Below are 23,144 nucleotides of genomic sequence, written 5' to 3' on the forward strand. Positions count from 1 at the left end.
AGAGATGATGGATGCGTTCCGCACTTTATAATGTCTTTGTGTGCTTGGCTTTGATATAATAACTAAGGAATCTAAAGGAAAAAATGAGGTGTGAATTTGAAAACAGGTAGAATTATCAGATCATTAAGTGGTGTTTATCGAGTCGATGTTGAAGGTGAAATATATGATGCAAAAGCGCGAGGACTTTTTAGAAAAAAACAAATTTCACCGATTGTTGGTGATATTGTCGATATCGATATTGAAACCCATTCATCAGGCTATATTCAGCATGTACATCCTCGGAAGAATGAATTAAAACGCCCACCTGTGAGTAATATTGACTTGTTGATTGTTGTGATGAGTGCGGTGTCACCAATTTTTTCTAGTCAACTCTTAGATCGTTTTCTCGTCATCGGACATTCATATGGTCTACATCCTAACATCTTAATTACCAAAAAAGATCTTGCGTCTAAAGATGAGCAAATTAAAATTCAAGACACATTAGATTATTATGAGAAAATAGGGTATCAAACACAATTTATTGGTAAAGATGACGATGTGAAAAGTGTCTTTAAAGATTGGGCACCTGGTTTGGCTGTATTGAGCGGTCAGTCTGGTGTAGGGAAATCAACGCTTCTAAATCGCTATGCGCCAGATTTAGCGTTGGCAACGAATGAAATATCACAATCTTTAAATAGAGGTAAGCATACAACAAGACATGTTGAATTATATAAGCGTGAAAATGGGCATATCGCGGATACACCAGGATTTAGCGCTTTAGATTTTGAGCATATCGGAAAGGAAGAGCTTCGAGACTATTTTATAGACATCGCACAATTGGGTGAACTGTGTAAGTTTAGAAACTGTTACCATATTAATGAACCCAAATGTCATGTCAAAGAAAAAGTAGCACAAAATGAGCTACCTGAATTCCGTTATCAGCATTATGTTCAACTTTTTAATGAAATTTCTAATCGAAAGGTAAGGTACTAATGACAAAAATATTTCCTTCTTTATTATCGGCAGACTTTCTGAACTTAAAACAGGAAATGATTGAACTTGAGCGCGCAGGGGTCGATGCGCTGCATTTTGATGTGATGGATGGTCAATTCGTTCCAAACATTTCAATTGGTTTTCCAATCCTTGAAGCTGTCCGATCTGCGACATCTTTACCGATTGACGTTCATTTAATGATTAACAATCCGGAGCAGTATATTGATACTTTTATCGATAAAGGTGCCAATAAACTTTCTGTACATTATGAAGCTACCCCGCATATCCACAGAATTGTTCAAAGAATTAAAAATAGAGGCGTTGAAGCGGGTGTTGTTATTAATCCAGGTACACCCATCAGTGCATTAGATACACTTTTAGATGAAGTGGATTATGTTCTTATTATGTCCGTAAACCCTGGATTTGGTGGCCAAAAATTTATTCCATCATCATTAAGAAAGATAGCGCAATTAAAAGAACAAAGAAACCAACGTGAACTTGATTTTAAAATCGAAGTTGATGGCGGTGTCAATGCCGAAACAGCAACCCAAGTGATTGAAGTGGGTGCGGATTGGTTAGTGGCAGGTTCTTATTTCTTTAATCAACAAAATTATCAGCAAGCAACACAAATTTTAAAAGGTGAGGCATAAACCATGTCAAAAAGCATCTGTTTGTTATGTAGTTCTCGTGATTTACCTGAACAAGTATTAGAATACCATCATAATAAGCAGTGGGCGGGTGTTGATAGAGGCACACTTCTTTTACTTCAACATCAAATCACACCTGTTTTTGCTGTAGGTGATTTTGATTCGATTTCATCTTCTGAACGTGAATGGATAAAATCACATATTACAATTGAACCTGTGCCTGCAGAAAAAGCAGATACAGATTTAGCGCTAGCTGTCCATCAAGCAGTTGCTTTAGGTTACGATGAAATTAAAATCTATGGTGCTACAGGTGGGCGACTAGATCACTTTATGGGCGCGATGGCTTTGCTCCAAAATCCAGATTTTAAAAACAAGAAAATGGTATTAATTGATAAAATCAATGAGATTGAATATTTAACAGAGGGTCGCTACACTATCGAGAATAACGAGCGTTTTAAATATGTATCTTTTCCTTTAGGGGTAGATCAGGTGAAGTTATCTTTAAAAGGTTTTAAGTATGAATTAGATGAAGTGACTTTACAACGCGGATCCACACTGACGATTTCAAATGAATTTATAGAGGATAAGAGCGAAGTGATTGTCCATGAAGGGGCGGTTTTTCTTATGAGAAGCCGTGACGAATAAAAATTAAAGCAACAAAAAACGAGTCTTCCACATAAAGACTCGTTTTATTTTAATCTATTATGTTAATTATACGCGAGTGACTTTACCTGATTTTAAAGCACGAGCTGAAACCCAAACTTTTTTAGGTTTGCCGTCAACAAGGATTCTAACTTTTTGTAAATTAGCATTCCAACGACGTTTTGAAGCGTTTAACGCGTGTGAACGGTTGTTTCCTGTTGAAGCTTTACGTCCTGTAACGAAACATTCTTTACCCATCATCGTACCTCCTTTAAGAAATACAAATACACTTTGCTACTACATACTAACGTAATATACCACATTAAACATTGACATGCAATATTAAATTAGGGTATATTTTCAGATATTACTTTTTGTAGTGGTCGATTTCTGATATAATTTACTGTTGTGATTAAGCGTTGTTTGCTAAGAATGACGAACAAGGAACATCTCCATTGGCATAAGACTTATATGTATAGTAATATAAGGTTTACTAGAAATTGATTTTCTTTACATTTTGTTCATGTAAGTTTTGAAATTGAAAAATGGATGATGACATAAAGCGGACTGATTGAGAATAGGAGGCGTATGATATGGCATTAGAAATTACGAATGATTATGGTAGTATTGACATTTCAAACGAAGTGATAGCATCTATTGTAGGCGGAAAAGCTGTGGAATGTTACGGTATTGTGGGTATGGCATCTCGTCAGCAAGTGAGAGATGGTATTGCAGAAATTCTCGGACATGAAAATTATGCTAAAGGTATTGTTGTGAGAGAAAATGAAGGTGTATTAGATGTTGATATGCATATCATTGTTAGCTATGGCGTTAAAATCTCAGAAGTTGCGCAAAATGTGCAATCAACAGTGAAATATACTTTAGAGCATACATTAAAACTAAAAGTAAACTCTGTGAATATTTTTGTACAGGGTGTACGTTTTAATAATGACGGGAATGACAAATAGGAGGATATTTGCATGATTACTAAGATCAACGGCAATTTATTTGCCGAAATGATTATACAAGGGGCTCAAAACTTATCGAATAATGCGGATATGGTTGATGCGTTAAATGTTTATCCAGTACCTGACGGGGACACAGGGACGAATATGAACTTATCTATGACTTCAGGGCGTGAAGAAGTTCAAAGCCATCTCACAAGTCATATCGGTGACTTAGGGAAAGCTTTTTCAAAAGGTTTGTTGATGGGCGCACGTGGTAATTCAGGTGTGATTTTATCTCAAATTTTTAGAGGTTTCTCTAAAGCATTAGAAGATGAAAAAGATATCGATGCCAAGCAGTTTGCGCACAGTTTTGATGCAGGTGTTAAAACGGCGTATAAGGCAGTGATGAAACCTGTTGAAGGAACAATTTTAACTGTAGCCAAAGATGCAGCACAAGCAGCAATCGATATAGCTGAAGAAACAGAAGACTGTTTGGAAATGATGATGCGCGTTTATGAGGCAGCGCAAAAATCACTTGAAAATACACCTAATCTTTTACCTGTCTTAAAGGAAGTCGGTGTTGTTGATAGTGGTGGTAAAGGGTTAACACTTGTTTATGAAGGTTTCTTAAAAGCAATGAAAGGTGAAAAAGTAGAAGCGCACGCGCCTAAAGTGGATACAGAAACTTTCTTTAATGACGATCATGATTTTCATGGTGTAATTAATACAGAAGATATTGTTTACGGCTACTGTACTGAAATGATGGTTCGTTTTCAACCTGGAAAAGAAAAATTTGATGAAACGACTTTCCGTTCAGATATGAGTGAATTTGGTGATTCTTTACTTGTGATTAGTGACGATGAAATTGTTAAAGTTCATGTTCACACTGAGACGCCAGGTGAAGTATTCACGTTTGGTCAAAAATACGGTGAACTGATTAAAGTTAAAGCTGAAAATATGCGTGAACAACATCGTGAGGTATTACGTAAAGAAGCATCGAATGAAAGTGCAAAGCAAAAGCAAGAACCTGCTCAAAATGTTGAAACGGCAATCGTTACGATTTCTATGGGTGAAGGCATTACGGAGTTATTTAAATCCATGGGTGCAACACATGTCATTAATGGTGGTCAAACGATGAATCCGTCTACGGAGGATATCGTCAATGTGATTAATGAAAGTGGTTGTAAACGTGCAATTATCTTGCCTAATAATAAAAATATACAAATGGCAAGTCAACAAGCAGCTGAAATTGTTGACGTAGAAGCTGTTGTCATTCCAACACGTACTGTTCCTCAAGGTATCGTAGCCATGTTCCATTATGATGAAAGTGTTGAACTTGATGAAAATGAAACTGCGATGACTGCAGCTTTAGAAAATGTAAAGTCTGGTTCAATTACATATGCTGTTCGAGATACAAAAATTGACGGCATTAAAATTGAAAAAGATGCATATATGGGATTAGTGGAAGATAAAATCATTGCGAGTGATCGTGATGAACAACAAGTCATTCAAAAAACTTTGGAGACTATGTTGGATGAAGATAGTGAAATTCTAACCATTATTACTGGTGATGAAGCAAATTCAGCAACAACTGAATGGATTGAATCATTTGTTGAAACACATTATGAAGATGTTGAGATTGAAGTTCAAAATGGTCAACAACCTATTTATCCTTATTTGTTTGCTGTCGAATAAACCATGGATTCAGTAGCTTAGTGAGAGGTCATTTTATGCATGACTTAGAGTGGTGATAACTATGGTGAAGAGGCGCAATGAAATAGATGGATTACTTTCATATACGATCACGCCTCATAGGGGTGAAATAGTCATTTCTTGCTTAATGTGAGATGACTGTTTTACTCCTATTTTTAATGAGAAATAACATCAACTAGGGGTGTTAAAGAATGATATTGAGTGTTTACATGTAATTAAGAAGATGTTTTAAATATTTATGAAACTTTCTATTTTATATGTTTACAATGTCAAATTTTTAATCAATATGGAAGATTGTTATAATAAAGTTACACTTTATGTGGTCTAAAACGGGGGGAGCAAAAAATGAAATATAAAAGCGTATTTGATATTATAGGGCCAACAATGGTGGGTCCTTCATCATCACATACAGCAGGTGCAGTCAGAATCGGATTGGTTGCTAGAGATTTGTTTGGAAAACAACCGAGTCGTGCCGATATATATTTATATGGTTCATTTATGGAAACGTACAAAGGACACGGTACAGACGTAGCATTGGTCGGCGGTTTGTTAGGTTACGATACAGATGATGATCGAATTGAATCTAGTTTGGAAACTGCAGAATCACAAGGAATGCGGGTACATTTTATAGAAATGACTGAGGAACGCTCGCACCCGAATACGGCAATTATAGATATGACGGATGACGATAAAAATATATCTGTTGAAGGTGTTTCAATCGGTGGTGGCAAAATAGAAATTGTGGCGATTAATGGTTTTCCACTTGCGATTAGTGGTAATTATCCAACCTTACTCGTCTTCCACCAAGACACATTCGGTACGATTGGTAAAGTAGCTAATATTTTAGGTGATTACAGCATTAATGTTGGGAGTATGCAAGTCGCGCGTAAAGAAAAAGGCGACGAAGCATTAATGACCTGTGAATTAGATGATGATATTAGTGAAGATGTGTTAGCGTTGATTAGAAAAGTACCTGGTGTTGTGACAGTATCGTTAATGGGGGATGCGTAAAATGGAAAGCATTAAAATGTTTAAAAGTGTAAAAGAATTAATAGCGAAATGTGAAGCTGAGAATAAAGCGATATATGAAGTGATGCTCGAACAAGAGATGGCTGTTACAGGTTTGTCTGCTGAAGCAGTCTATACACAGATGAATCACAACTTGGAAACAATGGAAAAAGCATTAGAAGAAGGACTCGCTGGCGTAACATCTAAAACAGGCCTAACAGGTGGCGATGCTGTTTTAATGAAAGCGTATATTGAAAAAGGTCAAACGCTTGCTGGAGATCTCGTTTTAGATGCTGTGAGTAAAGCAGTGGCAACAAATGAAGTCAATGCAGCAATGGGGAAAATTTGTGCGACACCGACTGCTGGCTCAGCAGGTGTTGTACCTGGTGTTTTATTTTCGCTTAAAAATCGATTACAATTAACTCGACAAGATATGCTGAATTTTTTACTTACATCAGGCGCATTTGGTTTCGTGGTAGCTAATAACGCTTCTATCTCAGGGGCGGCAGGCGGATGCCAAGCTGAAGTAGGTTCAGCAAGTGCTATGGCAGCGGCTGCTATTGTAGAAGCGGCAGGTGGTACGCCGCAACAATCAGCAGAAGGATTTGCAATCTGTCTTAAAAATATGCTCGGCTTAGTTTGTGACCCGGTCGCAGGTTTAGTGGAGGTCCCTTGTGTTAAAAGAAATGCTGCAGGTGCGTCAAATGCGATTGTTTCTGCTGATATGGCTTTAGCAGGAATTGAATCACGTATTCCTACCGACGAAGTGATTGATGCGATGTACAAAATTGGACAAACGATGCCTTCTGCTCTGCGTGAAACGGGTCGTGGTGGCTTGGCAGGTACACCGACCGGTCAACGATTAAAACAACAAATTTTTGGTGATTAAATATGACAAACATCAATCTTATCAATAATCCTTATAGTTTAAAGGAAATTAAAGGCTTAGGTCCAAAGCGACTCGCCATTTTAAATGAAATGAATATTTATACCATTCAAGATCTTGTGCTTTATTTGCCAACGCGTTATGAAGATAATACGTTGGTAGATATCACAACTGCGGAAGACGAAGCCAATGTGACAGTTCGAGGAGAAGTTTATTCGACTCCAACTGTCGCTTTTTTTGGACGTAACCGTTCTAAGCTAACTGTGCATGTAATGGTAAATGGCGTTGCAGTGAAAGCGATATATTTTAATCAGCCATATTTGAAGAATAAAATCCAATTACATGAAACAGTTATTATAAAAGGGAAGTGGTCACGACGAAAGCAAGAAATAAATGGAAATAAAATGTTTTTTAGCGCAGATTCTATTTCCGATGCACAGTACACACCCGTCTATCGTGTAAAGGAGGGAATCAAACAAAAACAACTTAGAGATATGATTCGAGAAACATTAAATCATATTACGATTGAAGAATGGTTACCTGAAGCGTTGCGTACTAAATATAAATTAGAAACATTGAGTGATACATTACACGCTTTACATGAAGCAAAAGACCAGCATTCTCTCATTAAAGCAAGACGAACGTTTGCATTTACAGAATTTTTTATGTTTGAATTACGGATGCAATGGTTGAACAGAATTGAAAAATCAACTGATGATGCGATTGAAGTGGATTATGATTTACAACAAGTCAAAGCTTTTATACAAACGTTACCATTTGAATTAACAGAAGGTCAAAAGCAGAGTGTGAATGAAATATTTAGAGATTTGAAAGCACCGATACGGATGCATCGTCTGCTACAAGGGGATGTTGGGTCAGGTAAAACGGTTGTAGCGGCGATTTGTATGTATGCGATGAAGACTGCGGGTTTTCAATCTGCTTTAATGGTACCGACAGAAATTCTTGCAGAACAACATGCTGATAGCCTTGCACAACTATTTGGGGCGCATATGAATGTGGCGCTTCTGACAGGTTCGGTCAAAGGGAAAAGACGAAAATTGCTTTTAGAACAGCTGGAAAATGGAGAGATTGATTGTGTAGTAGGAACACATGCATTAATTCAAGATGACGTTAATTTTAAAGATGTGGGTTTAGTTATTACAGACGAACAACACCGCTTTGGCGTTCAACAAAGACAGAAGCTGCGTGAAAAAGGGGCTTTGTCCAATGTGTTGTTTATGACAGCGACCCCTATACCTAGAACGTTGGCGATTTCAGTTTTTGGCGAAATGGATGTTTCATCAATAAAGAGTTTACCTAAAGGACGCAAGCCTATACAAACACATTGGATCAAACATGAAAGATATGATCTAGCCATTGAAAAAATGAATAATGAGTTGAAAAAAGGACGCCAGGCTTATGTTATTTCACCTTTAATAGAAAGCTCTGAGCATTTGGAAGATGTGCAAAACGCAATTGCTTTATATGAAAATCTGCAAGTTGCCTTGCCTGATCAACGGATTGGACTATTACATGGAAGAATGACTTCTGATGAGAAAGATCAAGTGATGCATCAGTTTAGTGCTCATGAACTTGATGTGCTCGTTGCAACAACTGTTGTCGAAGTAGGGGTCAATGTGCCTAACGCAACATTTATGATGATATATGATGCAGACCGCTTCGGATTATCCACCTTACACCAACTCCGTGGACGAGTCGGCCGAAGTGATCATCAAAGTTATTGTGTGCTGATTGCTTCACCTAAAACTGAGACCGGTATCGAGCGTATGCAAATTATGACGCAGACCACGGATGGATTCGAACTGAGTGAGAGAGATTTAGAAATGCGTGGACCGGGAGATTTTTTTGGTGTGAAACAAAGTGGCTTGCCTGACTTTTTGGTCGGAAATCTTGTTGAAGATTATCGAATGCTAGAAGTCGCTAGGGATGAAGCAGCACAACTCATTCAATCGGGTGACTTTTTCACGCCAGCATACGAACGTTTGCGTACATTTATTGAAGATAAAATACTCTATCAAAGTTTTGATTAATCATGACACTTAAAAATAAAAGAGAAAATCGCTGTGACATCGCACTATACAAGCATATTAAATTGTTTTGAAACTAAGGTTGAACGTGTTAAAATAATGTGGAGTCAATTGAGACTTGGTACTAAATTTTGGGTGGCGATGATGTGAAAAAGACTAAGGATGAGAGACGCACGCTAATTGAAACAACCATCCAACAAAATCCGTTTATTACGGATCAAGCATTAAGCGAAATGTTTGAAGTGAGTATACAAACGATTCGTCTTGATCGTAATCAACTTAAGATACCTGAACTACGTGAACGTGTGAAAAGTGTCGCAAAAGATCAATACCAAAATATTAGTGCTTTGGAGGATCAAGATATTATAGGTGATATCGTTTCGCTTGAACCGAATCATTATGGTAAATCTATTTTGACAATCACAAAGAAGGACGTTTTTTCTAGAAATGAAATAGCGCGTGGACATGTTTTGTTTGCGCAAGCGAATTCGTTATGTGTCGCAATGGTTAAACATATCGCTGTATTAACAAAAGAAAGTCATATTCACTTTGTAAAGCCTGTTCATTTAGGTGATGTTGTCATGGCAACAGCAGAGGTTGAATTTCATGATGACAAGTATTATGAAATGAGTGTCACTTCTTATGTTGAAAAAGAAAGAGTCTTTGAAGGAATATTTAAAATGTATTACATAAGTGAGGATGAATAAGATGGTAAAATTAGCTGTAGATATGATGGGTGGCGACGATGCACCGAATATCGTTCTCGAAGGTGTTGAAAAAGCAGTTAATGAATTTGAGGACTTGGAAATCATTTTATTTGGAGATGAAAAGCAGTGTCATATTCAGCACCCTAGAGTAGAAGTCAGACATACGACTGAAGAAATTACGATGGAAGATGAACCAGTTCGCGCGATTAAGCGTAAGAAAGATAGTTCAATGGTGCGTATGGCAGAGGCGGTAAAAAATGGTGAGGCAGATGCATGTGTATCAGCTGGGAATACGGGTGCACTTATGTCATCAGGTCTATTCATCGTAGGCCGTTTGCCGGGTGTTGCACGTCCAGCACTAGTGGTGACGTTACCAACAGTAAGTGGTAAAGGTGTTGTACTCCTAGATGTGGGCGCAAATGCAGATGCGAAAGCTGAGCATTTATATCAAAATGCTGTGCTCGGACATATTTATGCACAAAAGCTAAGAGGTATTGAAACGCCTAAAGTTGCGTTGTTAAATATCGGTACCGAAGCTAAAAAAGGAAATAGCTTAACAAAAGAAGCTTTTAATTTAATGTCAAAAACTGAACAGTTTCATTTTGTCGGTAATATTGAAGCGAAGTCAATCATGGAAGACGAAGCAGATGTCATTGTGACAGACGGTTATACAGGTAATATGATTTTGAAAAATTTAGAAGGTATTGCCAAATCGTTTGGTAAAATCATTAAAAATGATTTATTACATAATATGAAAAATAAACTGGCAGCTTTAATTATGAAAAAAGATATTAAGCATATCGCGAAACAATTAGATTACACTGAGTATGGCGGCTCGGTGTTACTTGGGCTTGACGGAATTGTAGTAAAAGCACATGGAAGTTCAAATGCCAAAGCATTTTATTCAGCGATTCGCCAAGCAAAAATTGCAGCGGATACGCGAATTGTTGAAAACATGAGAGAAAAGGTGGCTGAATAAAGTGGGTAAAACTGTTTTAATGTTTCCGGGACAAGGTGCCCAAAAAGTCGGAATGGCACAAGATTTGTATCAACAAGATCAAGATGCCACACATATTCTTAATCAAGCACAATCACAAATGCCTTTTGATTTATTAGAAACGATGTTTGAGGATCCAGAGGCGATTTTAGGTCAAACTGAAAATACCCAACCTGCGCTACTCACACACAGTATGGCGCTATATGCGGCTATGGGACAACCTAAAAGTGACTTTACTTTAGGCCATAGTCTTGGTGAATATGCGAGTTTAGTAATGAGTGGTGTTTTAAAATTTGAAGATGCCGTTCAAATCGTTCGCAAACGTGGGGAACTCATGGCACAAGCTTTTCCTAAAGGTGTCGGAAGTATGGCAGCGGTATTAGGTTTGTCTTTGGAGGAAGTCAAAACGATTTGTGATCAAATTTCAACGGAACAGTACGTCGTTGAACCTGCGAATATCAATTGTCCTGGTCAAATTGTTGTTTCAGGTCATAAGGAAGCCATCGATCGCTTTGTAGCTGAAGGTAAAAGTTTAGGTGCCAAACGTGTTTTACCGTTAGACGTGTCAGGGCCATTTCATTCGTCGATGATGCAAGTCATTGAATCAGAATTTACAACTTATATTAATCAGTTTGAATGGCATTCAGCGACAACACCAGTCGTTCAAAATGTGAATGCATCATCTGAAGTAGATGCGACACAAATCAAGCAAAATATGATTAAACAGTTGTATGCTCCTGTTCAATTTATTGATTCTGTAGAATGGTTAATCGAACAAGGTGCAGACCACTTTATAGAAGTAGGGCCAGGCAAAGTTCTATCCGGTTTAGTTAAAAAGATCAACAGAAATGTAAAAATAACTTCGATTCAAACACTCGAAGATGTAAAGGAATGGAAAGCAGATGAGTAAAGTAGCATTAGTCACAGGCGCTTCTCGCGGAATCGGTCGTAGTATTGCTTTGCAATTAGCAGAAGAAGGTTATCATGTTGTTGTTAACTATGCAGGCAATCAAGAAAAAGCAGAAGAAGTTGTTGAACAAATTAAACAAAAAGGCGTTGATGCAGTAGCCATTCAAGCTAATGTTTCAAACGGCGATGAAGTGAAAGCGATGATTAAAGAAGTCGTTAAAACATTTGGTTCAATCGATGTACTTGTAAACAACGCAGGGATTACAAGAGATAATTTATTGATGAGAATGAAAGAGCGCGAATGGGACGAAGTCATTGATACAAACTTAAAAGGTGTCTTTAATTGTATTCAAAAAGTGACGCCACAAATGTTAAAACAACGTCATGGTCGCATTATCAACTTAACAAGTATCGTCGGTGCGGTAGGTAATCCTGGACAAATTAATTATGTCGCGTCTAAAGCGGGAGTCATTGGTATGACAAAAACAGCGGCAAGAGAACTCGCATCACGTAACATTACGGTTAATGCAGTAGCCCCTGGTTTTATCGTCTCTGATATGACAGATGCATTAAATGATGAGTTGAAAGAAACGATGAAATCACAAATTCCACTAGGTCGCTTTGGACAAGATACAGATATTGCGCATACAGTTGCATTTCTTGCTTCTGATAAAGCGGAATATATCACAGGACAAACGATACATGTAAATGGTGGCATGCATATGGAATAAAGTTTGAGACATGACTTTGTTTCAGACTAAAAAAGTGCGAAATGATTGTGACAAATAAATGTGAAATAAATATTTTAATGCGTATTAATCAAATATCGATTTCATATGATTTGAATCATGGTATAATAGTTCTCGTAAACGGATGAGTCTTCTCGGAAATGGGTTGTATTTAGGCCAATAAAATGGCAAAATATAACAGTCGAGTGTTTCAATTCGATACGAAGAATCATGCAAAGTGTTGAACTACAGCACAAGCTTTTAAAGGAGGTGAAGGGCTGTGGAAAACTTCGATAAAGTAAAAGACATCATTGTTGATCGTTTAGGCGTAGACGCTGATAAAGTAACTGAAGGTGCATCTTTCAAAGAAGATTTAGGTGCAGATTCACTTGATATTGCTGAATTAGTGATGGAATTAGAGGATGAATTTGGTACTGAAATTCCAGATGAAGAAGCGGAAAAAATCAACACAGTTGGAGACGCTGTTAATTACATTAATACACTTGAAAAATAATTGTTTTCATCTGAGTCGATGTTTCGGCTCAGATTTTTTACTAATCTGATAGGTTTCAAGTGTAACATCACGTATAATAGAAGAGCAATTGTGATTGAAGTGTCAATTGAACGATGAGTCCCACTTTTAGTGAACAACATGACAACGTGTGATGTGCTCACTAAAAGTTTGGGAGCGTGTTCATATTCATATATCACCTCTTGGTACACTTGTGGTGAATGTTGTGTCGAACGGAGAAGACTGTGAAGACGTCATCATGTACTTCATAAACACTTAATACAAGGAGGTCAACTCATGGCGAAGGTGAGAAAGGAAGAACTAGTATTACAATTTGAAAAAAACTTTAAAAATAAAATGAAAGAACTTCATTTAACATATCATGATATTTCGATATATCAACAGGCATTTTCTCATTCAAGTTTTATAAACGATTACAATATGGAACGAATCGAGCATAATGAGCGATTGGAATTTTTAGGGGATGCTGTATTAGAACTAACCGTCTCGCGTTATTTGTTTGATGAATATCCGCAATTGCCGGAAGGGGATTTAACAAAGATGAGGGCAACAATGGTTTGTGAACCTTCACTCGTCATTTTTGCACAGCAAATTGACCTGATGCCATTGATCTTGTTAGGAAAAGGCGAAGAAAAAACGGGTGGCCGAACTCGCCCTTCATTAGTGGCTGATGTGTTTGAAGCATTTGTCGGTGCAATATATTTGGATCAAGGGTTAGAGACAGTTTGGAAATTTGCAGAAGCTGTTATTTTTCCTCATGTGAAAGACCAGCAACATTTAGGTGTGATTGATTTCAAAACGAAATTGCAAGAGTATGTTCATCAGAATTATCTTGGTGTGATTACGTATCGTATCGCTAAAGAGGATGGGCCTGCACATAATAAAACTTTTACCTCTGAAATTATAATCAATGGGAAGCCTGTATCTCAAGGTGAAGGACGTACTAAAAAAGAATCTGAACAAAAAGCAGCTGAACAGGCATATTTGCAAATGACACATAAGGAGTAGACAATGGTGTATTTAAAGTCAATTGATGCATATGGATTTAAATCATTTGCTGAGTCAACGCAGATTGAATTTGATGAAGGTGTAACTGCAATTGTAGGACCCAATGGGAGTGGTAAAAGTAATATTACCGATGCTATTAAATGGGTGCTCGGTGAACAATCTGCACGTGTATTGCGTGGGAGTAAGATGGAGGATATTATTTTCTCCGGCTCAAAACATCGTCATGCACAGAATTTTGCAGAGGTTCAGTTGAAATTAGATAACAGCAAAGGCATTTTGAATATCGATGCCGCAGAAGTTGTTGTAACAAGACGACTTTACCGTAACGGAGATAGCGCTTTTTATCTTAATAATGAAAGACAGCGCCTCAAAGATATTAGAGAGTTATTTTTAGATTCAGGTTTGGGAAAAGAAGCATTTAGCATTATTTCTCAAGGTAAAGTGGATGAGGTTTTGAATGCCAAACCGATTGATCGGCGTCAAATTATCGAAGAGTCAGCAGGAGTTCTAAAATATAAAAAGAGAAAAGAAGCGTCACTAGAAAAACTCGATGATACAGAAAGCAATCTGACACGTGTTGAGGATATTTTGTATGATTTAGAGGGTAGAGTAGAGCCTTTAAAAGAAGAAGCGGCAATCGCAAAAGAATATTTGCAACTCAGTCAAACATTAGAACAAAGTGATATTAGAGTCACTGTTCATGATATTCGGTCTTATCAAAAACAAATCGAAGCGCATGATACGACCTTAAATGAATTGAAAAGTACCCAAGCTAAAATCGCCCAGAAAAAGTCTAAAATTACGCATATGATTCAAACGGCTAAAGGGAAACGTTATGAAATCGATCAACAACTTGAAAAGGTCAACCAAAAATTGATTGAATCTACTGAGCAAGTTGAAAAGTTGTCGGGCCAATATCAATTGATTGAAGAAAGACAAAAGAATCAGTCCCAAGCCAATGCACGCATTGAAGAAGAACAAGCTGCGTTAGAACGTCAACAGGCACAACTTGAAAAAGATATGCAAGCGGTAGAAAAAACGATTTCAGATTTGAAAGAAAAACGTAAAACGCTTAACCATCATATCCAAAAGTTAGAGGACCAGTTATATCAATCGGATGCGTCCATTGAAGAAACGCTAGAGCAAAGTAAAGATACTTACTATCAATTAATGACAGAACAAGCGGACGTCAATAATGATATTCGCTTTCTAACACGTACGATTGATGAACATAAAGTGAAGCAATCTCGCTTAGATTCACGTTTGACTGAAGCTTATAATCAGCTAAAAGAGGCACAACATCAAATTGAATCCATGAGTCAGCAACGTCATGACAAGCAACAACAAATGCAAGCGATGCAACAACAAAGTGAACAACTCGAAAATGAATTAGCTCAAATCCAACAAAATCAAAAAGATGATGAATCAAAGCTGTATCAGGCTTATCGATATAATGATAAGCTGAAATCACGAATTGAAAGTATGAAAATACGTGAAGAAGATTTTAGCCATTTTTACCAAGGAGTTAAAGCAGTTTTACAAGCTAAAGATCAATTGACTGGCATTCATGGTGCTGTTGCCCAACAAATCAATGTTTCTAGCGAACATACGACTGCCATTGAAACAGCTTTGGGCGCGACGACGCAACATGTCATTGTTACTGATGAACGTGCCGCACGCGAGGCCATCAATTATTTAAAAACAAAAAGACTAGGTCGTGCTACATTTTTACCGTTATCTGTCATTAAAGGGAAAAAGCTCGATTTATCACTCGTGCGTGTTGCGGAACGGCAAGCAGGATTTATTACCATTGCCAGTGATGCAGTACAAGTCGACGCGCAGTATAGACATATCATCGACAATTTATTAGGTCGAACATTGATTGTAGATACGTTAAAACATGCGAATGAAATTGCACGGGCAATTCAATATAAAACGCGTATCGTAACATTAGAAGGCGAAATTGTTAATCCTGGTGGCTCTATGACAGGTGGTGGGACACAGCAACGCCAAACGATATTAGGACAAAAGGATGAGCTGAATCGTTTGCAAGAACAACTCAAACAATATGTCGCACAAACACAGGCGCTCGAACAAGCTTGTCAAAAAAGAAAAAAAGAGCAAGATGATTTGAGTCAACGTTATGTAGAGGTACAACAACAATACAATCAGTTGAAACACGAACTACATGATTTAGCATTAGCACTTGATCGTTATACTGAAATAGAGCAGCGTTTGAAAAATGAGCATGAAGAATTTGAATTTGAAAAAAATGACGGCTATCAGGCAGATAAAAGTGAAGCGACATTAGTTGCTAAGCAAAAGCGGAAAGATGAGATTAAAAAAGAACTCAATGCTTTAGATGCACAAATTAAAGCAATGACTGAAAAAAATAAAGAAGGTAAAGTACAGACGACACAACTTCAACAACAATTGCATCAATATCAATCAGACTTAGCCGTTATTAAAGAACGTTTAACGACGCAACAACAGCATCTCAAACGTTATAATAAAGAACAACATGACATCAACGCGCATCAGCAAAAATTACTAGATCAATTAGCAGTCATCAACTCTGATGAGGTGAATGACAGTTCGGTTTTAGAAAATATTCAGGTGCAAATCACGCAAAAACAACAAGAAAAGGAAACAGATTTAAATCAACAAAATGAGCTAAGACATGCACGTCAAGATACAGAAGATTTAATAGAATCGAATGAAAGGGCATTAGAAGACACACATCAAAATTTACTGGATATCGAGAGTCAATATCAAGATATTAAATCTGCCCAATCACGACTAGATGTACTCATTGATCATGCGTTAAAACATTTAGATGAAAAATATCACATGACCTATGAACATGCAGCCGCAACGTATCCAAGTCAACCTGAAGAGATTGAGGCATTACGTCAGAAAGTGAAATTAACACAAATGTCAATTGATGAGCTGGGGCCAGTCAATCTGAACGCTATTGAACAATATGAAGAAGTCGACGCACGTTACACTTTCCTTTCTGAGCAAAGAACCGATTTACGTGAAGCAAAATCAACGTTAGAGCAAATTATTCAAGAAATGGATATCGAGGTGTCTGATCGTTTTAGTACAACATTTCATGCGATTCAAGATCATTTTGCTGAAGTGTTTAAGTCGTTGTTTGGCGGAGGACAAGCAGAACTAACTTTAACTGAAAAAGATTATTTAACTGCTGGCGTCGAAATTAAAGTCCAACCGCCAGGCAAAAAATTACAGCACCTCTCGCTTTTAAGTGGCGGCGAAAGAGCTCTAAGTGCTATTGCTTTATTATTTGCAATCTTAAAAGTTAGATCAGCGCCGTTTGTTATTCTTGATGAAGTCGAGGCGGCATTAGACGAAGCCAATGTGATGCGCTATGCATCATATTTAAGAACGTTATCAAAGGAAACACAGTTTATCGTCATTACCCATCGTAAAGGGACAATGGAAATGTGTGACCGTCTCTATGGTGTGACGATGCAAGAAATGGGTGTTTCCCGTTTAGTCAGTGTGAATTTGAATACTATAGATGAAGTGATAAAGGAGGACTCAAAATAAATGAGCTTTTTTAAACGTTTAAAAGATAAGTTTGCCAAATCCGAGCGAGAACAAGATGAACTGTTACAACAAGATGAGACAGTGCAAGATGAAGATGATCATAAAAAGTTAAATGAAGCAGACACTTCATTAAAGTCTCAAGACAACAGTCCGTCTATTGATGATGAGTTCGATGATGGGTTAATATCTATTGAAGAGTTTGAAGAGTTAGAATCTCAAAAAATTGGTGCGAAATTCCGTGAAGGTTTAGAAAAATCACGTGAAAACTTCCAAAATCAATTAAATAACCTATTAGCGCATTATCGAAAAGTGGATGAAGATTTCTTTGAAGCATTGGAAGAAATGTTAATCCAAGCCGATGTTGGATTTAATACTGTAATGGAGTTAGTTGATGAATTACGTTTAGAAGCTAAGCGACGCAATATTACAGAAACTGAAGATTTACGCGAAGCTATTGTAGAAAAGATTGTTGAAATATACCAACAAGATGACGATCAATCAGAAGCCATGAATATTGAAGATGGACGTTTAAACGTTATTTTAATGGTCGGTGTCAATGGTGTAGGGAAAACGACAACGATTGGTAAGTTAGCGCATCGCTATCAATTGCAAGGTAAAAAAGTCATGCTTGCAGCAGGTGATACTTTCCGAGCAGGTGCCATTCAACAGCTTGAAGTATGGGGTGAACGCGTTGGTGTTGACGTGGTTCGTCAAGGAGAAGGATCTGATCCTGCTGCTGTCATGTATGATGCAATTAATGCCGCTAAAAATAAAGGTGTCGATATTTTAATTTGCGATACAGCAGGACGACTTCAAAATAAACAAAATTTAATGAATGAACTTGAAAAAGTTAAGCGTGTTATTTCGCGTTCAATTCCTGAAGCGCCACACGAAGTTTTACTTTGCTTAGATGCAACGACGGGTCAAAATGCTTTAGCACAAGCGAAGGCGTTTAAAGAAGTTACAAATGTGACTGGTATCGTTTTAACGAAATTAGATGGTACAGCTAAAGGGGGTATTGTGTTAGCGATACGAAATGAATTGCATATACCAGTTAAATATGTAGGACTTGGTGAAAAAATGGATGATTTACAGCCGTTCAATGCTGAAAGTTACGTTTATGGGTTGTTTGCTGACATGATCGAACAAAATGTGCCAGAATCTAATGATGATGATTCTGAGAATGAGGCATAGGCTATGCATGAAAATGACTTGATCAAAACAATTCGTATGAATTACTTATTTGATTTTTATCAATCACTCTTAACAGAAAAGCAGCGAAATTATTTACGACTCTTTTATTTAGAAGATTATGCATTAAGTGAAATTGCAGAGACATTTGAAGTGAGTCGTCAAGCAGTGTATGATAACATAAGAAGAACTGGCGATTTGGTAGAAGACTATGAAGCAAAATTAGGTTTATACCGTCGTTTTAAACGAAGACAAGAAATTTATCAATTAATGCATCAAAATATTAATGAACCAGAACGTATTCAATCATATATTAAAGAACTTGAAGAACTAGAATAAGGAGGGTCACTTTATGGCTTTTGAAGGATTATCCGATCGACTGCAAGCGACAATGCAGAAAATAAAAGGTAAAGGTAAAGTGACTGAAGCTGATATCAAAGCGATGATGCGGGAGGTACGTCTTGCTTTATTAGAAGCGGACGTAAACTTTAAAGTCGTCAAAAACTTTGTTAAGACAGTTTCAGACCGAGCTTTAGGCTCTGACGTCATGAAGTCATTAACACCAGGCCAACAAGTGATTAAAATCGTACAAGAGGAGCTCACTGCTTTAATGGGCGGCGATAATAGTACGATTACGATGGCTAAAAAACCACCTACAGTTGTGATGATGGTAGGTTTACAAGGGGCAGGTAAAACGACAACTGCAGGGAAACTCGCTTTATTAATGCGTAAAAAATATAATAAAAAGCCGTTGCTCGTTGCAGCTGATATTTATCGACCTGCCGCTATTAATCAATTACAGACTGTTGGAAAACAAATTGACATCCCTGTGTACACTGAGGGGGATCAAGTTAAACCTCAACAAATCGTGACGAACGCATTGCAACATGCAAAAGATGAGCATTTAGATTTTGTTATTATTGATACAGCGGGTCGTCTGCATATTGATGAAGCGCTAATGAATGAGCTACAAGAAGTGAAAGAAATTGCTACGCCGAATGAAATCATGTTAGTCGTGGATGCAATGACAGGTCAAGATGCTGTAAATGTGGCAGAGTCATTTGATCAACAGTTAGACGTTACGGGTGTTACATTAACTAAACTAGACGGTGACACACGTGGTGGGGCAGCGCTTTCTATTAGAGCAGTAACACAAAAACCGATTAAATTTATAGGTATGAGCGAAAAGCTAGATGGCTTAGAATTGTTCCATCCTGAACGCATGGCATCACGTATATTAGGTATGGGTGACGTTTTAAGTCTGATTGAAAAAGCACAACAAGAAGTGGATGAAGAAAAAGCTAAAGACTTAGAAAAGAAAATGCGCACATCGTCATTCACGCTGGACGACTTTTTAGAACAGTTAGATCAAGTGAAAAATTTAGGGCCACTTGATGATATTATGAAAATGATTCCAGGTATGAATAAAATGAAAGGCTTGGATAAACTTAATATGAGCGATAAACAAATCGATCACATTAAAGCAATTATTCAGTCTATGACACCGACAGAAAGAGAAGACCCTGCTAAACTAAATGTTTCTAGAAAACGTAGAATTGCGAACGGTTCTGGACGCTCGATTCAAGAGGTCAACCGTCTGTTAAAACAATTCAACGATATGAAGAAAATGATGAAACAATTTACAGGCGGTGGAAAAGGTAAAAAAGGTAAGCAAAATCAATTACAAAATATGCTTAAAGGCATGAATCTACCATTCTAAAATGAGTTCGGGGCATAAAATTTTTGATAACCTTGCCACAATGAACGCGTTTGCTTAGGCGCTGAAAACTACAGGTCAGGCTGAGGCTGGCGACGTCATATTATACGTAGATTTATAATAGCGCTCAGGCGATTTTCTATTCAAAATCATCAGAGCGCTATTTATTTTGGAATTGATGCCTCAGACTTATTCAATGTATATTTTCTATATTTGTATATCAAGCACGGGTATAGTAGACTGTTTGAAAGTTTTTGCGTAGCTTCAGTAGCATCTTTATTTCAATATGTATGTTGGTAAAGAAATTTCTCTTTACAAACGTTATATGACCTGTTATTATAGTTTCTTGTAGATAACAAAACTTAATGAGAATTAAAGGAGAGAATAATAAATGGCAGTTAAAATTCGTTTAACACGTTTAGGTTCAAAAAGAAATCCATTTTACCGTATTGTAGTAGCAGATGCACGTTCACCACGTGATGGTCGTATCATCGAGCAAATCGGTACTTATAACCCAGCAGCAGTAAATGCGCCAGAGGTTAAAATTGATGAAGAATTAGCACTTAAATGGTTAAAAGACGGTGCAAAACCAACAGATACAGTTCACAATATTTTATCACGCGAAGGTATTTTAAAAACTTTCGATGAGCAAAAAAAAGCAAAATAATTTTGCTTTAACATTGAGCGGTCAAAGTAATCATAAAAAGGCCCACAATATGCTTTTTTATGATGCCTTGAACCCAATGACAATGTTAATGAAATAGCCGTTGTTCAAGTCAAAGCACGGACGCGCATTTGATTATATAATGCTTTGCTATTTGAAATATAAAGTCATCTACATTGACTTTATAACTTTAGTGTTTTCATAGGCGAGACGTAAATAGGATTCAAACCCTATGACAAATTGAATCATCGGTGTTAAGGGTGAGACGAAATGTTACTGAGATGTAACCGAGTCTCACCCTTTTTATACATAACAATAAGAAATAGGAGGTGCACATCATGAAAGTAGAAGTGGGTAAAATTGTAAATACGCACGGCATTAAAGGTGAGTTAAAAGTTCAATCACATTCTGATTTTACAGATATTCGCTTTCAACCAGGTGAAACATTACAAATTGATACGCCAACGGGAACAATGAATGTGGTTGTTAAATCACATCGCATGCATAAAGGTTTGCATATGCTCACATTTGAAGGCTATACCAATATTAATGAAGTTGAACATTTAAAAGGTTCTCATTTATTTCAAGAAAGAGATCATAAAGATATTGAACTCGGTGCGCATGAATACTACTATTCTGATATCATTGGTTGTACGGTTTTTGATGAAGATAGACCAATCGGACGTGTCACAGAAATCTTTGAGACAGGCGCAAATGATGTTTGGGTTGTTAAAGGAGAGAAAGAACATCTCATTCCTTACATAGCGGATGTCGTAAAAGAGGTTGATATTGAGAATCGTAAAATTATGATTACACCACTTGAAGGGTTGTTAAACGAATGAAGATCGATTATTTAACATTGTTTCCAGAAATGTTTGACGGTGTGTTGAATCAATCTATTTTAAAACGTGCGCGTGAAAAAGAAATTTTACAGACAGAGACGATTAATTTTCGAGATTACGCAGATAATAAGCATCATCAAGTCGATGATTATCCATTTGGTGGCGGGCAAGGTATGGTGTTAAAACCTGAACCTATCTTCAATGCAATGGATGCGATTGATGTCACGGATGAAACGCGAGTGATATTGATGACGCCACAAGGTAAACCGTTTGATCAAAAATTGGCAGAGTCTTTGTCGAAAGAAAAGCATCTCGTTTTTATTTGCGGTCATTATGAAGGCTATGATGAAAGAATAAGAGAAAAATTGGTCACGGATGAAATTTCAGTCGGTGATTTCGTGTTAACTGGAGGCGAATTGCCTGCGATGGTCATGACAGACGCCATTGTTAGATTGATACCTGGTGTATTAAGTAAGCAGGCATCACATGAAGATGATTCATTTTCAAACGGCTTGTTGGAATTTCCTCAGTACACGCGCCCAAGAACGTTTAAAGATATGTCTGTTCCAGATGTATTACTTTCGGGAAACCACGCCCATATTGAACAATGGCGTCACGAACAATCATTAAAAAGAACTTTTGAAAAGCGCCCAGATTTATTAGCATCTTATGATTTAAGCGAAAAAGATCAAAAGTATATTGAATCTTTAAAAGAATATTGAAAAACAAATTGATTTATGCTAGTATATTCTGAGTGTGGAAACACAAAAATCACTATGATCCGCTGCTATATTTTGTCGAGGCAAGAACATAGTTTGAAGGAGAGAATAAAAAATGACAAATCACAAATTAATTGAAGCAGTGACTAAGTCACAATTACGCGATGATATCCCAGCATTCCGTGCAGGTGACACTTTACGTGTACACGTTCGTATTATTGAAGGTAGCCGTGAACGTATCCAAGTATTCGAAGGTGTTGTTATCAAACGTCGTGGTGGCGGTATTTCTGAAACATTCACAGTTCGTAAAATTTCATCTGGTGTTGGTGTTGAACGTACATTCCCATTACACACACCAAAAATTGAAAAAATCGAAGTGAAACGTCGCGGTAAAGTACGTCGTGCGAAACTTTACTACTTACGTAGCTTACGTGGTAAAGCAGCGCGTATTCAAGAAATTCGTTAATTTCGAAGCGCAAAGTAACAAAATAAACATAAAACAAAAACCGGAAATCATGAATTTCCGGTTTTTTATATTTCAATTTATATATATTTCTCATATGAAGCAATCATCTGTGGTTTCGTACCCTGATCTTGATGAAGTCACGAGGCTCGTTTGGGATATTGGAACACGAGTAATGTAGATTTACAGCAATCTAGAAATGAGGTCTATCTCATAAATCATTTATATGTC

23 protein-coding genes are annotated in these 23,144 nt (G+C 37.2%); 22 read left to right on the forward strand and 1 reads right to left on the reverse strand.

Annotated features, from left to right (window positions below; all coding sequences use genetic code 11):
- Positions 1-96 precede the first annotated feature (96 nt).
- From rsgA to CD118_RS09135, 3 genes are read left to right on the forward strand one after another with little or no spacing between them, the layout of a single operon-like run.
- Entirely contained in the window at positions 97-972 is an 876-nt protein-coding gene (gene rsgA, locus CD118_RS09125) for a ribosome small subunit-dependent GTPase A (protein WP_103356597.1), read from the forward strand.
- Positions 972-1,622 (forward strand): ribulose-phosphate 3-epimerase, encoded by a 651-nt coding sequence (gene rpe / locus CD118_RS09130; RefSeq protein WP_103356598.1) that lies wholly within the window; start codon positions 972-974, stop codon positions 1,620-1,622. Before rsgA ends, rpe begins: the two co-directional genes overlap by 1 nt.
- Before the next feature lie 3 nt (positions 1,623-1,625).
- A complete protein-coding gene (locus CD118_RS09135; RefSeq protein WP_103356599.1) occupies positions 1,626-2,264 on the forward strand; it encodes a thiamine diphosphokinase in 639 nt (212 codons plus the stop codon).
- Positions 2,265-2,330: 66 nt separating this feature from the next.
- Here CD118_RS09135 and rpmB read toward each other — a convergent pair whose 3' ends face one another.
- The gene (rpmB, locus tag CD118_RS09140; protein WP_016424873.1) at positions 2,331-2,519 is read right to left on the reverse strand and encodes a 50S ribosomal protein L28; all 189 of its coding nucleotides are present in this window, start codon (positions 2,517-2,519) and stop codon (positions 2,331-2,333) included.
- Between the two features lie 335 nt (positions 2,520-2,854).
- On the opposite strand from rpmB, the gene CD118_RS09145 reads away from it, so the two are divergent.
- The 19 genes from CD118_RS09145 to rplS all read left to right on the forward strand — a co-directional run bounded on the left by CD118_RS09145 (position 2,855) and on the right by rplS (position 22,916).
- On the forward strand, positions 2,855-3,229 hold the full coding sequence (locus tag CD118_RS09145) for an Asp23/Gls24 family envelope stress response protein (RefSeq protein WP_016424874.1): 375 nt from the start codon (positions 2,855-2,857) through the stop codon (positions 3,227-3,229).
- Between the two features lie 12 nt (positions 3,230-3,241).
- Complete coding sequence (gene fakA / locus CD118_RS09150; protein ID WP_103356600.1) at positions 3,242-4,903, forward strand: fatty acid kinase catalytic subunit FakA; 1,662 nt, start codon at positions 3,242-3,244, stop codon at positions 4,901-4,903.
- 363 nt (positions 4,904-5,266) lie between these two features.
- The gene (sdaAB, locus tag CD118_RS09155) at positions 5,267-5,932 is read left to right on the forward strand and encodes an L-serine ammonia-lyase, iron-sulfur-dependent subunit beta (protein ID WP_050331236.1); all 666 of its coding nucleotides are present in this window, start codon (positions 5,267-5,269) and stop codon (positions 5,930-5,932) included.
- Between the two features lie 16 nt (positions 5,933-5,948).
- A complete protein-coding gene (gene sdaAA / locus CD118_RS09160; protein WP_050331976.1) occupies positions 5,949-6,818 on the forward strand; it encodes an L-serine ammonia-lyase, iron-sulfur-dependent, subunit alpha in 870 nt (289 codons plus the stop codon).
- 2 nt (positions 6,819-6,820) lie between these two features.
- On the forward strand, positions 6,821-8,866 hold the full coding sequence (recG, locus tag CD118_RS09165; RefSeq protein ID WP_103356601.1) for an ATP-dependent DNA helicase RecG: 2,046 nt from the start codon (positions 6,821-6,823) through the stop codon (positions 8,864-8,866).
- A 143-nt stretch (positions 8,867-9,009) separates the two neighbouring features.
- The gene (gene fapR / locus CD118_RS09170) at positions 9,010-9,570 is read left to right on the forward strand and encodes a transcription factor FapR (protein ID WP_050331233.1); all 561 of its coding nucleotides are present in this window, start codon (positions 9,010-9,012) and stop codon (positions 9,568-9,570) included.
- A gap of 1 nt (position 9,571) precedes the next feature.
- Entirely contained in the window at positions 9,572-10,549 is a 978-nt protein-coding gene (gene plsX / locus CD118_RS09175) for a phosphate acyltransferase PlsX (protein ID WP_060830036.1), read from the forward strand.
- A 1-nt stretch (position 10,550) separates the two neighbouring features.
- Positions 10,551-11,477, forward strand: coding sequence for an ACP S-malonyltransferase (gene fabD, locus CD118_RS09180; RefSeq protein ID WP_103356602.1), 927 nt, complete (start codon positions 10,551-10,553; stop codon positions 11,475-11,477).
- Entirely contained in the window at positions 11,470-12,207 is a 738-nt protein-coding gene (gene fabG, locus CD118_RS09185; protein WP_016424882.1) for a 3-oxoacyl-[acyl-carrier-protein] reductase, read from the forward strand. The genes fabD and fabG overlap by 8 nt, the downstream gene beginning before the upstream one ends.
- Positions 12,208-12,484: 277 nt before the next feature.
- Complete coding sequence (locus CD118_RS09190; protein ID WP_016424883.1) at positions 12,485-12,718, forward strand: acyl carrier protein; 234 nt, start codon at positions 12,485-12,487, stop codon at positions 12,716-12,718.
- Positions 12,719-13,012: 294 nt separating this feature from the next.
- The gene (rnc, locus tag CD118_RS09195) at positions 13,013-13,744 is read left to right on the forward strand and encodes a ribonuclease III (protein WP_050345746.1); all 732 of its coding nucleotides are present in this window, start codon (positions 13,013-13,015) and stop codon (positions 13,742-13,744) included.
- A gap of 3 nt (positions 13,745-13,747) precedes the next feature.
- Complete coding sequence (gene smc / locus CD118_RS09200) at positions 13,748-17,317, forward strand: chromosome segregation protein SMC (RefSeq protein ID WP_103356603.1); 3,570 nt, start codon at positions 13,748-13,750, stop codon at positions 17,315-17,317.
- Positions 17,318-18,511, forward strand: a complete 1,194-nt coding sequence (gene ftsY / locus CD118_RS09205; protein WP_103356604.1) for a signal recognition particle-docking protein FtsY — start codon at positions 17,318-17,320, stop codon at positions 18,509-18,511.
- A 3-nt stretch (positions 18,512-18,514) separates the two neighbouring features.
- Entirely contained in the window at positions 18,515-18,847 is a 333-nt protein-coding gene (locus CD118_RS09210) for a putative DNA-binding protein (RefSeq protein ID WP_050331226.1), read from the forward strand.
- Positions 18,848-18,860: 13 nt separating this feature from the next.
- Entirely contained in the window at positions 18,861-20,228 is a 1,368-nt protein-coding gene (gene ffh / locus CD118_RS09215; protein ID WP_060830032.1) for a signal recognition particle protein, read from the forward strand.
- Between the two features lie 388 nt (positions 20,229-20,616).
- Complete coding sequence (gene rpsP / locus CD118_RS09220) at positions 20,617-20,892, forward strand: 30S ribosomal protein S16 (RefSeq protein ID WP_016424889.1); 276 nt, start codon at positions 20,617-20,619, stop codon at positions 20,890-20,892.
- 335 nt (positions 20,893-21,227) lie between these two features.
- The gene (gene rimM / locus CD118_RS09225) at positions 21,228-21,731 is read left to right on the forward strand and encodes a ribosome maturation factor RimM (RefSeq protein ID WP_050331223.1); all 504 of its coding nucleotides are present in this window, start codon (positions 21,228-21,230) and stop codon (positions 21,729-21,731) included.
- Positions 21,728-22,453 (forward strand): tRNA (guanosine(37)-N1)-methyltransferase TrmD, encoded by a 726-nt coding sequence (trmD, locus tag CD118_RS09230; protein ID WP_060830031.1) that lies wholly within the window; start codon positions 21,728-21,730, stop codon positions 22,451-22,453. The genes rimM and trmD overlap by 4 nt, the downstream gene beginning before the upstream one ends.
- A 112-nt stretch (positions 22,454-22,565) precedes the next feature.
- Entirely contained in the window at positions 22,566-22,916 is a 351-nt protein-coding gene (rplS, locus tag CD118_RS09235; protein ID WP_016424892.1) for a 50S ribosomal protein L19, read from the forward strand.
- Positions 22,917-23,144 lie beyond the last annotated feature (228 nt).

This window comes from Staphylococcus coagulans, assembly GCF_002901995.1.
Classification (GTDB): Bacteria; Bacillota; Bacilli; order Staphylococcales; family Staphylococcaceae; genus Staphylococcus; species Staphylococcus coagulans.

What these genes read in the sequence shown, in the direction of transcription:
- recG (WP_103356601.1), top strand. Translation starts at nt 6,821, where the DNA reads ATGACAAACATCAATCTTATCAATAATCCTTATAGTTTAAAGGAAATT.
- rnc (WP_050345746.1), top strand. Translation starts at nt 13,013, where the DNA reads ATGGCGAAGGTGAGAAAGGAAGAACTAGTATTACAATTTGAAAAAAAC.
- rpmB (WP_016424873.1), bottom strand. Translation starts at nt 2,519, where the DNA reads ATGGGTAAAGAATGTTTCGTTACAGGACGTAAAGCTTCAACAGGAAAC.
- sdaAB (WP_050331236.1), top strand. Translation starts at nt 5,267, where the DNA reads ATGAAATATAAAAGCGTATTTGATATTATAGGGCCAACAATGGTGGGT.
- plsX (WP_060830036.1), top strand. Translation starts at nt 9,572, where the DNA reads ATGGTAAAATTAGCTGTAGATATGATGGGTGGCGACGATGCACCGAAT.
- smc (WP_103356603.1), top strand. Translation starts at nt 13,748, where the DNA reads ATGGTGTATTTAAAGTCAATTGATGCATATGGATTTAAATCATTTGCT.
- ftsY (WP_103356604.1), top strand. Translation starts at nt 17,318, where the DNA reads ATGAGCTTTTTTAAACGTTTAAAAGATAAGTTTGCCAAATCCGAGCGA.
- rimM (WP_050331223.1), top strand. Translation starts at nt 21,228, where the DNA reads ATGAAAGTAGAAGTGGGTAAAATTGTAAATACGCACGGCATTAAAGGT.
- fabG (WP_016424882.1), top strand. Translation starts at nt 11,470, where the DNA reads ATGAGTAAAGTAGCATTAGTCACAGGCGCTTCTCGCGGAATCGGTCGT.
- CD118_RS09210 (WP_050331226.1), top strand. Translation starts at nt 18,515, where the DNA reads ATGCATGAAAATGACTTGATCAAAACAATTCGTATGAATTACTTATTT.
- fakA (WP_103356600.1), top strand. Translation starts at nt 3,242, where the DNA reads ATGATTACTAAGATCAACGGCAATTTATTTGCCGAAATGATTATACAA.
- CD118_RS09135 (WP_103356599.1), top strand. Translation starts at nt 1,626, where the DNA reads ATGTCAAAAAGCATCTGTTTGTTATGTAGTTCTCGTGATTTACCTGAA.
- rpe (WP_103356598.1), top strand. Translation starts at nt 972, where the DNA reads ATGACAAAAATATTTCCTTCTTTATTATCGGCAGACTTTCTGAACTTA.
- trmD (WP_060830031.1), top strand. Translation starts at nt 21,728, where the DNA reads ATGAAGATCGATTATTTAACATTGTTTCCAGAAATGTTTGACGGTGTG.
- ffh (WP_060830032.1), top strand. Translation starts at nt 18,861, where the DNA reads ATGGCTTTTGAAGGATTATCCGATCGACTGCAAGCGACAATGCAGAAA.
- sdaAA (WP_050331976.1), top strand. Translation starts at nt 5,949, where the DNA reads ATGTTTAAAAGTGTAAAAGAATTAATAGCGAAATGTGAAGCTGAGAAT.
- rpsP (WP_016424889.1), top strand. Translation starts at nt 20,617, where the DNA reads ATGGCAGTTAAAATTCGTTTAACACGTTTAGGTTCAAAAAGAAATCCA.
- CD118_RS09145 (WP_016424874.1), top strand. Translation starts at nt 2,855, where the DNA reads ATGGCATTAGAAATTACGAATGATTATGGTAGTATTGACATTTCAAAC.
- rplS (WP_016424892.1), top strand. Translation starts at nt 22,566, where the DNA reads ATGACAAATCACAAATTAATTGAAGCAGTGACTAAGTCACAATTACGC.